A 13,374-nucleotide genomic window follows, 5' to 3' on the forward strand; every position below is an offset into this window, starting at 1 on the left:
ATCTTCAGATGAGCTATCAAGACATCATCGTTGAACAGGTGGAGGGCTGGCTCGAAGTCACCATCTACCGGCCCGAGAAACTCAATTCGCTGCGCGAGACCACCGCCGAAGAAATCCTCGACGCGCTCGGCGAAGCGGAGTCGCGACGAGACATCGCGGCTGTGATCCTGCAAGGAAGCGAGAAGGCCTTCTGCACCGGTATCGACACCAGCGAGTTCAGCATCGGTGACAACGAGTATTTCGACTTCTATCGCAAGCGCAAGCGCTCACGCAAGGTCAACCAGCTGTTTCGTGACTTGCCGGGTTTCAGCAAGCCGGTCGTGAGCGCGATCGAGGGTTTCGCCCTGGGCGGCGGCCTCGAGCTTGCACTGGTGGGCGACATGATCGTTGCGGGTGCGAACGCCAAGTTCGGCCTGCCCGAGATCCGCCTCGGCCTGATGCCCGGAGGGGGCGGAACGCAGACGCTGCCGCGGCTCATCGGACCGGCGCTCGCCAAAGAGCTGATGTGGACGGGGCGGCGGATCAGCGCCGCCGAGGCGCGTGAGTACCGCCTGGTCAACCACGTGACCGACGCGGGAAAGGCGCTGGAGAAGGCGCGCGACCTGGCGCGCACGATCTCGGGCAACGCGCCGCTTTCGGTCATGTTCACCAAGGCAGTGATCGACCGCGGCATGGATCTTCCGTTGGCCGAAGGCATGGCCGCGGAGGGCGACGTGTCCTTCATGTTGTATTTCACGAAAGACCGCCAGGAGGGGCTCACGGCCTTCCGCGAAAAGCGCGCGCCTGGCTTCCGAGGAGAGTAATAGATGAAGCAAAGAGACATCGTGATCGCGGGCTATGCCGAGACCCCGATCGATTTCAAGACCGGTCGCAGCGCCTACGACCTGGCCGGGGAAGCGCTTGACCAGCTGCTCGAGCGTACCGGCCTGGACAAGAGCGAGATCGACGGCCTGTCGGTGACCACCGCGCTGTCTGAGGCGCAGAATCCCTTCTTCGCGGTCTATATGACCGAAGCGCTGGGCATCACACCGACGTGGCTGAACTACGGCGGAATGGGTGGCTGCTCGGCCACGGGCGGGATCGCCCGCGCCATGTCGGCGATCCGGGACGGCATGTGCAAGCTGGCGGTCGTGATGTCCGCGGACGCACCCAGTTCCGATTGGCGCTCCAACTATGGTGCCTATCGCGGCGAGTTCCAGGACCCTCCGGGGGTTCAAGGACCGCCGGCGACCTTCGGCCTGCTCATGAGTCGCTACATCCACCAGTACGGCCTGGAGCCCGAAGCGCTGGGCAAGATTGCCGTGACGCAACGCGCGCATGCACTGCACAACCCGAACGGGTACAAGAAGTTCCAGAAGGAACTCACCATGGAGGAGTACATGAAGTCGCGCGTGATCTCGGATCCGCTGCGAGTGCTCGACAGCGTGATGTTCTGCGATGGTGCCAACGCCTTCATCGTGACGACGGAGGAAAACGCCAGGCGCCTGGGCCTGAAGAAGATGGTCTATCCGGTCGCCTACGGTGAAGTGACCAACTTCAACGGTGCCGATCCGGTGGCCGACATCACCTTGTCGGGCTTCACCAAGATCGGCCCCGAAGTGCTGCGCAAGGCGCAACTCGCACCGAAGGACGTTCGCATGTTCCAGCCCTACGACGACTTCACCATCGCCGTGATGATGCAGTTCGAGGCCTTCGGCTTCTGCGAGCGCGGCGAAGGGTCGGCCTATACCTTGCGTACCGACCTTTCGTTCAATGGCGACTTGCCGTTGAACACCGGTGGGGGCCAGATCTCTGCGGGCCAGCCGGGCCTGGCCAGTGGCGGACTCAACCTCGCGGAAGCCGTGCGCCAGATGTTCGGCGAAGGCGGCAGCCGCCAGGTCGAGAACCCGTGCAATGCCCTGGTCACCGGCATCGGTGTCATCCCCTACGGCCGCAACTGGGGTACCAGCTCGGCCATGGTTCTGGAGGCTTGAAGAAAATGATCGAAACCACCCCCGCATCCGCGCCGACCCGGCCGATCCCGCGCCAGGGCGTCTACGTCGACAGCAAGCCCTTCTGGGACGGCATCGCCAAAGGCAAGCTGGTGCTGCAGTACTGCACCGTTGCCAAGCGCTTCCAGCACTATCCAAAGCCTGTCAGCGGCTTCACCGGCAGGCGCACCCTGGAGTGGCGCGAGGTGTCGGGCACCGGCACGATTTACGCCTGCACCGTCGTGCGCATTCCCGGCCCTGGTGTCGAGGGCCGCATCCCGCTGTGCGTGGCGACGGTGGAGCTCGATGAAGGCGTGCGCATCATCGCGAACGTGCTGAACTGCGCGCCGGCCGATCTGACTGTCGGCAAGCGCGTGAAGCTCGCAGTGGATCATCTGGCACCGGAGCATCCGTATCCGGCCTTCGAGTTGGCCTAGAACCGTCATGCGTCTCGAACATTTCATGGCGGCGCATGCGCTGCGCACGCCCACCAAGCCGGCTGTCGTCATCGGCGGCAAAGCGCTGAGCTATGGCGAGCTCCAGTCCAGCGCGCGGTCACTGGCCACGGGACTGCGCCGTGCCGGCGTCATGCAAGGCGACCGCATCGTGGTTTATCTGCCCAACTGCGTGGAGTTCGTGCAGCTGCTGTACGCTGCCTTCACCATCGGCGCGGTGGTCATTCCGGTGAACAACCGCAACACGCCCCGGGAGCTGGTTTACTTCGTGCAGGACAGCCAGGCGCGGCTGCTGGTGTTTCACTCGACCATGGCGAGCGCCATGCGAGAGGTCGATGCCGATTTCGGTGCGATTCGGCGCTTTTCGGTGGGGGGCGAGGTGCCGGGCGCCGAATCCTTCGACGCATTGCTGTCGCCCTCCGACGAGCGCGTTTCCGAGATCGCATTGGCGCCGGACGATGCCATGATCCTTTACACCTCGGGTACCACCGGCAAGCCCAAGGGCGCGATCCTGACGCACGCCAACTTCGTGATCGGAAACGCTTTCATCAATGCGGTGGAATGGGGCGTGACCGCGGACGAGGTGTTCCTCGTCACCACGCCGCTGGCACACCGAACCGGCCTCGCTCGACTCATGAACTCCATGTGCCTGGGAGCCAAGCTGGTGGTGATGGAGCGTTTCGATGCGCAAGCGGCCGTCGACACGATCGAGCGCGAGCAGGTCACGGCCGCCGGCATGGTTCCGACCGTTGCCCGCATGTTGATGCCGGTGCTCGAACAGCAGGCCGCGCGTTGCGCAAGCCTGCGCCACATCATCGTCACCGGGGAGGCCTTTCCAGTCGAACTCAAGCGTCGCATGATCGGCTTCCTGCCCCAGGCCCGACTGCATTCCTTCTTCGCGATGACCGAGGTGGGGTCCGTCACCGTGCTCAACCACGATGAGCAGTTCACGCATCCTTCTTCCGTGGGGCGCGTCACTCCCGGCGTGCAGGTCAAGCTCGTGGATGACGCCGGTCGGCAGGTGTCGGTCGACGATGTCGGCGAGATCCTGGTGCGCTCCGGCGAGGCGGGTCGTTTCACGACGATGAAGGGATACTTCGGTCGCCCCGATGCCACGGCCTCGACCATCGTCGACGGGTGGGTCCACACCGGCGACATGGGGCGCTTCGATGCCGACGGCTATCTCTACATCGTCGATCGCAAGAAGGACATGGTGCTCAGCGGCGGCTTCAACATCTACACCAAGGAAGTGGAGCAGGTGCTCGTGGAGCACGAAGGCGTGGCCGATGCCGCGGTGGTGGGCGTACCCGACGAGATCTTCGGGGAGGCCGTGGCCGCCTTCGTCGAGCTGCACCCGGGCGCGCGGCTCGATGCCGACGATCTGGTCGAGCATGCGCGTTCGAGGATCGCCAGCTACAAGAAGCCACGGCACGTGTTCTTCGTCGATGCGCTGCCGCGCAACGGTGTCGGCAAGGTACTGAAAGCCGATCTGCGCGAGATGGCGCTCGCGCGCCTGGCGGGCAGCGAGCAGCTCGCCTGAGGCCCGCGCCGACCGTTCGGCCGGCGCAGGTCCCTTCACACCGATTCATGACCGTCGTCCAAGGAGGAGAGCGGTGGCCCCCCGGGGCCCCCGTGCATGTTCATGCTGAGACCTGAATCCGCTGCCGAAGCGGCGTTCCGTGGCGAAGTGCATGATTGGCTCGCTGCAAACGTGCCACAAGCGCTGCGCCACAAGACCTTCAGGCCGTTGCCGGCCGAGGGCATGCCCTGGTACCGAGCGCTTTCGCAGAAAGGCTGGATTGCGCCTCACTGGCCGAAGGCGTATGGCGGCATGGGCGCCAGCGCGGTCGAGCAGGTCATCCTGATGGAGGAGATGGCGCGCGCGGGAACGCCGGACATACCGACCCAGGGGCTGAATCACATCGGACCGATGCTGATCGCCCGAGGCACGCCGGCGCAACAGGCACGCCACCTGCCATCCATCCTGTCGGGCGATGCGATCTGGTGCCAGGGATACTCCGAGCCAGGCTCGGGCTCCGATCTCGCGAGCCTGCGCACGCGCGCGGAACTCCGCGAGGATCGGCTGATCATCGACGGCCACAAGATCTGGACCACCTGGGGCCATCATGCAGACTGGATGTTCGCGTTGGTGCGCACGGCCACCAGCCCAAGACCCCAGCACGGCATCACCTTCGTCTTGATCGACATGCAGACGCCCGGCATCCGTCGCCGTCCGATTCGGACCATCGCGGGCGACGAGGAGTTTGCGGAGGTTTTTTTCGACGGTGTCTCGGTGCCGCTCGAGAATGTCGTCGGCGACATCGACAAGGGCTGGCAGGTCGCCACCGCGGTGCTCAGCGAAGAACGGCTTCGCATTGGTGCGCCTGCCCAGGCGCTGCGGGCGCTGGAGCGACTGCGCATGATGATGCACGCGGCACCCGTTGGCACGGTCGATGCCGCGATGCTGGAGGCCATTGCGCTTGTCGAGGTGGAGGTGGAGACGTTGACCGCCGCCTACCTTGAAGCCGCCGAGGCGGCCGAGCAGGGCGTTGTCACTGACAGTTCCTACCTCAAGCTGCTCGCTACCGATACGGTGCATCGGCTGCTTGCGCTCACGCGCCGGGTGGCCGGCCCCGCGAGTGCGCTGCGGGATGCGGTGCGTCACGGGGACGACATGCTCGATGCGAACGAAATGTTCCTGCAGGCGCGCCGGCTCGGCATCTATGGCGGGAGCAGCGAGGTCCAGCGCAACCTGATTGCAACGCGCGTGCTGAGCCTCCCCGTCGCCGGCGTCAAGGGCGGAGGAAGAGCATGAGCAACGAAGAACTGCGCGAGCAGCTGTGCATGATTGGCACCAGCGCGGCCGACTTCGCGGCCGCCCGTGGCGGCCCGCAACGCGCAAGGAGAGTGCACGAAGGCGCTTCGGCCTTTGACCCGAAGACCTGGAGAGCCATTGCAGGACTCGGCTGGTTCGGCATCGCGGTGCCGGAGGCCGACGGCGGTCTCGCGTTGGGCGCCGCCGCCGCGTGTGTCGTGGCGGAGGAGGCCGGGCGCGCGTTGCTGAGCGAACCCTTGGCCACGGGAATGGCCGCGGCATCGGTCCTCGCCGCCGCGCGTTCGTTGCGCCCGGCCGACGAGGCATTGCAGGCGTTGCTTGCCGGCGAGGGCCATGTCGCCATGGCGTGCGCCGCCACGGCCGATCGAGGCGAGGAAATCTTCCACATCGGCCTGGTGCCGGAGGGCGATGCGGCGTCGCTATGGCTGGCCGTGCGAGGCGATGGGGCCGACTTCGAGGCGCGCTTGCTGCGGGTGGGTTCGCCTGGCCTTGGCTTGTCCGTGCGCGCTGCGGTCGACGGCAGCCGGCTGGCCGATGCGCGGGTGGAGCGTGCGGCCTGGTTCGATGCGCCTCGTATTCTCCAGGGCGCTGAGGGTGCGTCGATCTGGTCGCGCGGTTTGCGGCTTGCCTGGTTGGCCGATGCCGCGGCGCTTTGCGGCCTCGCCGATGCCGCACTCAAGCTGGCGCTGGAGTACATGCGTCTTCGCCACCAGTTCGGCGTACCGATCGGGTCCTTTCAGGCACTGCAGCATCACGCTGCCGATTGCCATGTCGACGCGACTGCAAGTCGTGCGCTGGTGCACGAGGCCGCTCGGGCCGCCGACAGCCCTCGAGGCAACTGGGCGGCCGCGGCGGCGATCGTGCGTGCATCCGCCACGGCGTTGCGCGTGACTCAGGAGGTGGTGCAGTTCCATGGTGCCATCGGGTTCGCGGACGAACACGACGCGGGACTCTATCTGCGTCGGGCCATGGCACTCGGAGCACGCCACACCCGCAGCGCTCTCGCGAGGCTGCAAGAAAGCGCTCGCCTTTGATAGGCATTTACCGGGAGGTAAGAAAGAAGGTAAAAGGAGCTGATGTCCTTTGATCGCTTCGCCGAACTTTCGGTCTTCATCCGCGCCGTCGAAAGCGGCAGTTTCTCGGCGGCCGGCAGGCAACTCGAACTCAGCGCGTCCGCGATCAGCAAGGCGATCTCGCGCATGGAAGAGCGCCTCGGCGTGCGGCTGCTCAACCGCACCTCCCGATCGCTTCAGCTCACCTACGAAGGGGAGGTATTCCTTGCTGGAGCACGTCGGGTCGTGGAGGCGATGGACGATGCGCATCGCAATCTCGCCGCGCTCACCGCCGATCTGAGCGGGCGCCTGCGGATCTACACGTTGCCGAGCTTCGGCTATACCCTGGTTCCGTTCATCGCCGCGTTCGTCGAGCGCTTTCCCCGGGTGAAGATCGACATTCAGCTCGGCGCCGAGCGGGTCGACCTGGTCGAGCGAAACATCGACGTGGCGATTCGACTGGGTGTGTTGCAGGACAGTGCGTACTTTGCCCGCCGCATCGGGAGCACGAAGCACGTGATCTGCGCCGCGCCTTCCTACCTGGCGCGACGCGGCGTCCCGGAATCGCCCGATGCCCTGAAGGACCACAACTGCCTGAACTTCTCGATCCGCACGCATGACTACCACTGGGGTCTGCGCGCGGAGTCTCCCCTCAAGCCTGCCTCGGTGGAGGGAGACATCAGCTGCAACCAGGCCGAGATGCTGCATCGGCTGTGCGTGGCCGGCGTGGGGATCACCGAGCTGCCTTATTACGTGGTCGGTGAAGACATTGCGAGCGGAGCGCTGGTCGCGTTGCTCGATAGCGCGACCAAGCCCGAGAGCGACCCGATCTGGGCGATCTATCCTCACAACCAGAATCCAAGCCCGCGAACCGCGGCCTTCATCGAGTTTCTGCGCGAGCGCATCGCTTCGTCGCCGGCCTTTCTTCCTCCAGCAGCTCGATGACGGCCCCGTCCCGGGCGCGGCGGCATGCGGGACGGATGGACGTCTATGCCGGCCACTCGGGCGATTTTCCATTCCAGCTGCGCGCCTGCGCCGCGATGCCCGCGTAGAACGTTTCGCTGGTCTCGGTGATCTCGATCAGTTCCACCATCGCGTGCAACGGCGTGGGCCCCTCGAAGTAGGCGATGCGTGCACCGCGGCCCGTGCGCGCCGTGTAGAGCATTTCCTTGCCGCTGGCGACTTGCTCGGCAACCCGTTCGTCGAAACGGCGCGTTCCGATGCCCCAGTGGTGCAGCCCCCAGCCGGTGCGTGCCACGCCTTCGCGGAAGACCGACGGACCATCATCATGCTGCTGAATGAGCTCCAGCATCATCGAGCCGTGGAAGGCCAGTGCGATCGACAGATCATGGTTGACTTCGCGCCCACGATAGAGCGAACCCTTGCGTGGCTGCGAGGTGCGGAACCGATACCAGGGGCCGATCTGCAGCGTTGCGGCGAAGGAGACGATCGCCGCGTCGATATCCTCGACCACATGGCCGGCCTGGATGACTGTCTCCGGCTTGCCGCCGAACAGAAATTCATTCATGAGGGGCATCGCCTGGGAAGCACGAGTCCGCAGGAGCGGGGCGCAGGACGGCCTTGCTTGCGATGCGTGCATACGCGGTCTGGAAGGCCTCGACGCCGTCCTCGAGGCTGAAGCGGTGGGTGATCAGCGGTCGGAAGACCTCGGGGTCGGCTGCCACCATGCCGATCACTTTCTCCCAGCCTTCGCGCGTGTTGCCGTAGCTTCCACGCAGCTGAAGGCGCTGTCGCACCATCCACGTGATGTCGACCTGCGCGGCTTCCGGGTGAATGCCGGTGGCAACCAGGATGCCGCCGCGGCGCAGGACTCGCAGACCCTCGCCGATCGTGGCCGTGGCACCGGTCATCTCGATCACTGCGTCGAATCCGTCGCCCGCCAGCTCCGTGAGCTGCTCTTCCGAACCGGGCTCGGAGCGATCAATCAACCGATCGAAACCCATTGAGCGCAGCACCTTGAAGCGATGGCTGTCCGCGAAGCCGGTGATAACGATCTCGCCTGTCCCTGCGAGGCGGGCAAAAAGCGCCGCACCCTGCGCCAGGGTACCTGCACCCATGATCAGCAGCCGGCGCCCCGGGCCGGTTTCCGAGAGCGCGACCGCACTCTCGGAGACGGTGAGGGGCTCGATCAGCGCGCCGAGTTCGCCGTCCAGTGCATCGGGCACGGGCAAGCAATTCGCCGCGGCCACGCTCACCAAGGGTGCGAAGCAGCCATCGCGCTGGATGCCGATGCCTACCGGCAGGGCCACGACGCGCTGGCCGAGCAGTCCGGGTGCGACGCCTTCGCCGGCGCTCACCACGCGGCCACAGAACTCGTGACCCAGAGTAAGCGGCAATCGAGGCCAGACGTTGGCATAGGCGTTGCCCTTGGCGTCGTAGATATGCAGGTCGCTGCCGCAGATTCCGGCGGCTTCCACGCTCACGATGACATCGCCGGGGCCGGGCGCCGCAGGAGGAGCGACCTGCATCAACGAGATGCCGAAGTCGGGAGAGGTTTTTCGCAGTGCAAGCATGGGTTTCCTTTTTCAGGCGCTGTTGGCGCGTAGCCCCCCGTCGATGACGAAGGGTTCGCCGGTGACATAGGGCACGAGTCCAGCCGCGAGCGTCGCGGCGAGGCGGCCGACGTCGTCCGCTTCACCCCAGCGCCGCAGCGGCACTTCGCCGCTGGCGATGCGTGCATCCTGAGGGCCGGTGTCCAGGGAGCCGGTCATGGCGGTCCGGATGAACCCCGGGCGTATGTCATGCACGTGGATGCCGTGCGGTGCGAGCCTGAGTGCGAGAACCTTCGCCATCATGGCCACCGCCGCCTTCGACATGCAGTACTGGGACCGCTGGATGCGCGCATAGTGCGCTGCCATCGATGAGATGACGAGGATGCTTCGGTACGATGCTGGCTCCGGATCCTGGATCATCCGGCGTGCCACGGCCTGGGTGAAAAAGAAGGTGCCGCGGATGTTGACGTCGAAGTTGCTGTCGAAGTCCTCGGGGGTGATGTCCAGCACGTCCTTCAGGGGGCGTGCGGCGACGCCCGCGTTGTCCACCAGGCAATCCACATGGCCGTGCAGCGCCCAGACCTGCTCGACGAGCGCTTCGTGGGCCGAGAGTTCGGCGATGTCCACCCGCACGAAATCGGCGCGTGCGCCCGTCTCGCGTATCTCGCCGAGCGTCTCGCGCAGGCGGGCGTCGTCATGAAGGTCGGCGACGACGATGTGGAACCCTTGGCGTGCAAGAGCCAGCGCACAGGCGCGACCGATGCCCTGGCGGCCACCCGTGACCAGTGCGACAGGGGAGCGCGATGCCGTATTCATCGTATGTCCCTTCATCTGAGCTGGCCTGGCCGGCTGGCATACGCGGTCAGAGGCGGGCAGGCCGCGGGGTCGACGTGAACGTCGAGCACTGTCGAAACGTCGGCCGCGAGCGCTTCGCGCAGGGCTCCGCGCAGCGCGTCCGGCGCGTGGATAGACACACCGCGCAGCCCGCAGGCCCGTGCCACGGCAGCATGGTCGACGGCCTCGAACCGGGTGTCGGTCCGCCCACCGTAGCGAAACACCTCCATGTCCTCCTGCATGGCGAGCACGCCGTTGTTGAGGACCAGGAGGATCAGGCGGATTCCATGGCGCCGGATCGTCTCGAGCTCGCTCCAGACATGACCGAAGCCCCCGTCGCCCACGACCGCAACGACCGTGGCTCCTGGCCGCGCCAGTTTGGCGCCCATGGCCAGCGGCAGACCCCATCCCAATCCCGCCAGCCCTCGCGGGAGCAGGAATCGGTCGCCGGCCCGGCGAGCCGTGAGGTACATGGAAACCCAGATCGACGCATAGCTCGCATCGGCTGTGACGATCGCGTCCGAGGGAAGCAACTGCTCGAGCTCATGCATCAGTCGCTCGGGACGGATCGGCTGCCGGTCCTCCGTGCGGACCCGGTGTTGCAGCCGCAACGCGGCGCGGCGCGAGGCACCGATCGTGTCCTCCAGCACGCCTCGCGCTTCGCGGCGTGCCGACCCGTCGAGTTCCGTCATCGCGTCGGCAAGCGCCTCGAGCGTCAGGCGCGCATCGCCCACGAGCCGCAGGGCTTCGTAGTTTCGGTCGATCTCCACGGGATCGATGTCGACGTGGATGAAGCGAGCCCGGCGGGGATACTGGTTCCAGGTATCGGTGCCGTTCGCTGCCGTGCGGGTACCCACCAGCAGCACCAGGTCCGCCTCGGTGATGAGTTCGCGTGCTTCCCAGGCCGGCGCGCCCTCGGCCAGCACATTGCCGATCACGCCGAGCGACAGTGCATGTTGCTCCGACACCGCACCCTTGCCCATCATGGTGGTGGCCACCGGCAGGCTGAAGCGCTCCTGAAGCACGCCCAACGCCTCGGATGCGCCTGACAGGTGAATGCCCCCGCCCGCGATGATCAGCGGCCTGCGCGCGGCCATCAACAGTTCTGCTGCCTCTTTCAGACGTTGTGGTGCCGCGACCACCGGGTCGAGCGGGAAGCCGCCGTTGTGGGCGCGACGCGTTGATTCGCCACTCGCTGGTGCATCGCCGACGTTCACCGGCAGCAAGAGCACGGCGGGACCGCAGCGGCCGCTGGTCGCGACCCGAAAAGCCATATCGACCCACTCGTCGATGCGCTCGGGCGTGTCGATGCGTCCCACCCACTTGCTGCAGCCGGCGAACAGCTTCTGATGGTCGTATTCCTGAAAGGCGTTGCGCTCTCGCGCGCCGACAGGGACGTCTTGCACCAGGGCCACGACGGGCACGGAGGATTTCAGGGCTTCCGCCAGCGGCGCGACCAGCAAGGTGGCTGCCGGTCCGTTCTGTGCGGTGACAACGGCGGCCTGCCTCGCGACCCGCGCAAAGCCATCGGCCATTGCGCCGCCAGCGTTTTCGGTGCGATAGCCGATGTTGCGCATGCCGTGGTGCGGTACGGCCAGATGAAAGCGCACCGGGTTGCATTGGCCGAAGACGACTTGCACGCCGTGGCGTCGGCATGCGGCGGCCACACGGTCGGCGACGGTGCCGGCCGCTTGGTTTTCCAGAGAGGACATGGGAGGGCGTTACTTGGGAGAAGAAGAGGGGAAGCGGCTCTTGAGCTTGGCCACGGTGATCTGGGCCTTCTCGATGACGGCGCGATATTCCGCGCCGCTCAGCGGGGCGGGTTCGATGCCGTAGGTCTGGATCAGCTGCTTCTGGAAGGCGGGATCGCGTGCCACCCTCAGGGTGGCGGCTTCCAGCTTCGCGCGCAGGGGCTCGGGCAGGCCGGCCGGCGCACCCACGCCGAAGTAGGCATCGGTGACCACGTCGTATCCCAGTTCCCGCAAGGTGGGAACGTCCGGCAGGTCCCTCAGCCGCGTCTCGCTGCAGGCCGCCAGCACCCGCAGCTTGCCGGCTTTCACATAGGGCATGAAGTCCGTCGGGTTCTGAACGACCACGTCGATCTGGTTTCCGAGCAATGCGACCACCGAGTCGGAGCCTGAGCGGTAGTTGACGGTCTCGAACTGCATGCCGGTCTTCTCGGCCAGCAGCAGCATGCCCAGCGTGTTGACCGAACTTGGCCCCCCGAAATTGATGCCGCCCTTTGCTTTGTGCGAAGCTGCAATGAGATCTTCGATCGTCTTGTAAGGCGAGTCGGCATTGACCACGACCGCGAAGACGTAACGGCCAACGCTCGCGATGCTGCTGAAATCCTTGACCGTGTAGGGCTTGTCGGTCACGAGCTGCCAGAGAGCCAGGCCGCTGGAAAGCATGCCGATCTGGTAGCCATCGGGCTGCGCACGTGCGAGCAGCGATCCCATCACGGTGCCCTGGCCGCCCGGGCGGTTCAGCACGACGATAGGCTGGCCCAGGCTCTTGGAGAGCTCCGCCGAGAGCGCCCTGCCGACAAGGTCGGTGGTGCCGCCGGGGCCGAACTGGACCATGAAGCCGATCTCGCGCTCCGGCCATTCCGCCTGTGCGGAGCCTGCGCAGACGGCTGCGAGGAGAAAGGTGGCGAACAGTCGGCGCCAGGTTCGGCGTGCCGCGCCAGGCGCGAGGAATACGGTCATACGGGGCTTGTCTCCATTCGATGTTGTTGCCACCGCGACACCTTGTGTGGTTGGTGCCGCGTCGGTTCACGAATGGTAGGAAGACCTGGCCCGTTCTTCGAGCCGTCCCGCGGAAAAGCGAGGATGAAAAAAGGTCACAGATGGAGGCGAAACATCCGTTCCTCCCGCCTCGCAAGGCCAGGTGCGATTCAGCGACCGCTGAACTTCGGCTCGCGCTTGCCGTGAAAGGCTTCCACGCCTTCGCGGAAGTCGTCCGAACTGCGCAGCCGGCTGTAGCAGTGCCCCTCGAGTTCGATCGCGACGGCGAGCGTGGAGTCTTCCGTGTCGTTGAGAAGCTTCTTCGCGGTGCGCTGAGCAAGCGGCGAGAAGCCGCGCAGTTCGTCGGCAAGGCGGTCGGTCGCGGCCTCGAGGTCCGCGTCGGCGACGAATTCCGTTGCCACGCCCCATTCGCAGGCCTGCTTGCCGGGTATCCGGCGCGAGCGCATCACGATGTCCTTGGTGCGGGTGATGCCCACCATCTTTTGGAGTCGCGCGGAGCCGCCCGAACCCGGGATCTGGCCCAGCTTCTGCTCGGGCAGCGCATAGCGGGTCGTCTCGGTGACGATGCGGAAGTCGCAGGCCAGGGAAATCTCGAAGCCGACGCCAAAACAGTAGCCGCGATTTGCCGCAATCACGGGCTTTTCGCAGCGCGCGGGCGCGGCGATGTTCCAGGCCAGCTTGGACACATGCTCGGGCGAAGCTTCCAGAAAGCCCTTGATGTCCCCTCCACTGGAGAAGTGCTCGCCTTCGGCGCGCAGCACGATGACACGAACGGACGGGTTCACGTCGAGCGCTTCGAAGGTCAGGCGAAGTTGGTCTCGTTGTGCCATCGAGATGATGTTGTAGGGCGGTCGCATGAGCACGATGTCCGCGCGCTCGCGTGCGGAGTCGATCTCGACGCGGAAGCCGTCGAATTTCTCGAGCAGTGTGTGTGCAGGGTGCGAAAGCTGGGGCATGGTTACTCCTG

13 protein-coding genes are annotated in these 13,374 nt (G+C 65.8%); 7 read left to right on the forward strand and 6 right to left on the reverse strand.

Going from position 1 to position 13,374, the window contains the following annotated elements:
• The first annotated feature begins 8 nt into the window (after positions 1-8).
• The 7 genes from ACEN9J_RS39270 (at position 9) to ACEN9J_RS39300 (ending at position 7,258) form a co-directional block, all read left to right on the forward strand.
• Entirely contained in the window at positions 9-803 is a 795-nt protein-coding gene (locus ACEN9J_RS39270) for an enoyl-CoA hydratase/isomerase family protein (RefSeq protein ID WP_413765146.1), read from the forward strand.
• A gap of 3 nt (positions 804-806) precedes the next feature.
• Positions 807-1,973 carry a thiolase family protein gene (locus tag ACEN9J_RS39275; RefSeq protein WP_413765147.1) on the forward strand — a complete coding sequence of 389 codons (1,167 nt, stop codon included), beginning with the start codon at positions 807-809 and terminating at the stop codon, positions 1,971-1,973.
• A 5-nt stretch (positions 1,974-1,978) separates the two neighbouring features.
• On the forward strand, positions 1,979-2,407 hold the full coding sequence (locus tag ACEN9J_RS39280) for a Zn-ribbon domain-containing OB-fold protein (protein ID WP_057589867.1): 429 nt from the start codon (positions 1,979-1,981) through the stop codon (positions 2,405-2,407).
• 7 nt (positions 2,408-2,414) lie between these two features.
• The gene (locus ACEN9J_RS39285) at positions 2,415-3,965 is read left to right on the forward strand and encodes a class I adenylate-forming enzyme family protein (RefSeq protein ID WP_413765148.1); all 1,551 of its coding nucleotides are present in this window, start codon (positions 2,415-2,417) and stop codon (positions 3,963-3,965) included.
• A 96-nt stretch (positions 3,966-4,061) separates the two neighbouring features.
• A complete protein-coding gene (locus tag ACEN9J_RS39290; protein ID WP_413765149.1) occupies positions 4,062-5,240 on the forward strand; it encodes an acyl-CoA dehydrogenase family protein in 1,179 nt (392 codons plus the stop codon).
• The gene (locus tag ACEN9J_RS39295) at positions 5,237-6,295 is read left to right on the forward strand and encodes an acyl-CoA dehydrogenase family protein (RefSeq protein WP_413765150.1); all 1,059 of its coding nucleotides are present in this window, start codon (positions 5,237-5,239) and stop codon (positions 6,293-6,295) included. The genes ACEN9J_RS39290 and ACEN9J_RS39295 overlap by 4 nt, the downstream gene beginning before the upstream one ends.
• Before the next feature lie 42 nt (positions 6,296-6,337).
• A complete protein-coding gene (locus tag ACEN9J_RS39300) occupies positions 6,338-7,258 on the forward strand; it encodes a LysR family transcriptional regulator (protein ID WP_413765151.1) in 921 nt (306 codons plus the stop codon).
• 43 nt (positions 7,259-7,301) lie between these two features.
• Here ACEN9J_RS39300 and ACEN9J_RS39305 read toward each other — a convergent pair whose 3' ends face one another.
• From ACEN9J_RS39305 to ACEN9J_RS39330, 6 genes are all read right to left on the reverse strand, one after another.
• A complete protein-coding gene (locus ACEN9J_RS39305; protein WP_413765152.1) occupies positions 7,302-7,841 on the reverse strand; it encodes a VOC family protein in 540 nt (179 codons plus the stop codon).
• Positions 7,834-8,847 carry a zinc-dependent alcohol dehydrogenase gene (locus tag ACEN9J_RS39310; protein ID WP_413765153.1) on the reverse strand — a complete coding sequence of 338 codons (1,014 nt, stop codon included), beginning with the start codon at positions 8,845-8,847 and terminating at the stop codon, positions 7,834-7,836. Before ACEN9J_RS39310 ends, ACEN9J_RS39305 begins: the two co-directional genes overlap by 8 nt.
• Positions 8,848-8,859: 12 nt before the next feature.
• On the reverse strand, positions 8,860-9,642 hold the full coding sequence (locus tag ACEN9J_RS39315; protein ID WP_413765154.1) for a 3-ketoacyl-ACP reductase: 783 nt from the start codon (positions 9,640-9,642) through the stop codon (positions 8,860-8,862).
• An 11-nt stretch (positions 9,643-9,653) separates the two neighbouring features.
• The gene (locus ACEN9J_RS39320) at positions 9,654-11,372 is read right to left on the reverse strand and encodes an acetolactate synthase catalytic subunit (protein ID WP_413765155.1); all 1,719 of its coding nucleotides are present in this window, start codon (positions 11,370-11,372) and stop codon (positions 9,654-9,656) included.
• Between the two features lie 9 nt (positions 11,373-11,381).
• Positions 11,382-12,368, reverse strand: coding sequence for a tripartite tricarboxylate transporter substrate binding protein (locus ACEN9J_RS39325; RefSeq protein ID WP_064262190.1), 987 nt, complete (start codon positions 12,366-12,368; stop codon positions 11,382-11,384).
• Between the two features lie 188 nt (positions 12,369-12,556).
• Positions 12,557-13,363 carry an enoyl-CoA hydratase/isomerase family protein gene (locus ACEN9J_RS39330; protein ID WP_413765156.1) on the reverse strand — a complete coding sequence of 269 codons (807 nt, stop codon included), beginning with the start codon at positions 13,361-13,363 and terminating at the stop codon, positions 12,557-12,559.
• Positions 13,364-13,374 lie beyond the last annotated feature (11 nt).

Origin of the sequence: Variovorax sp. Varisp41, from assembly GCF_047325085.1 — a bacterium.
Taxonomy (GTDB): domain Bacteria; phylum Pseudomonadota; class Gammaproteobacteria; order Burkholderiales; family Burkholderiaceae_C; genus Variovorax.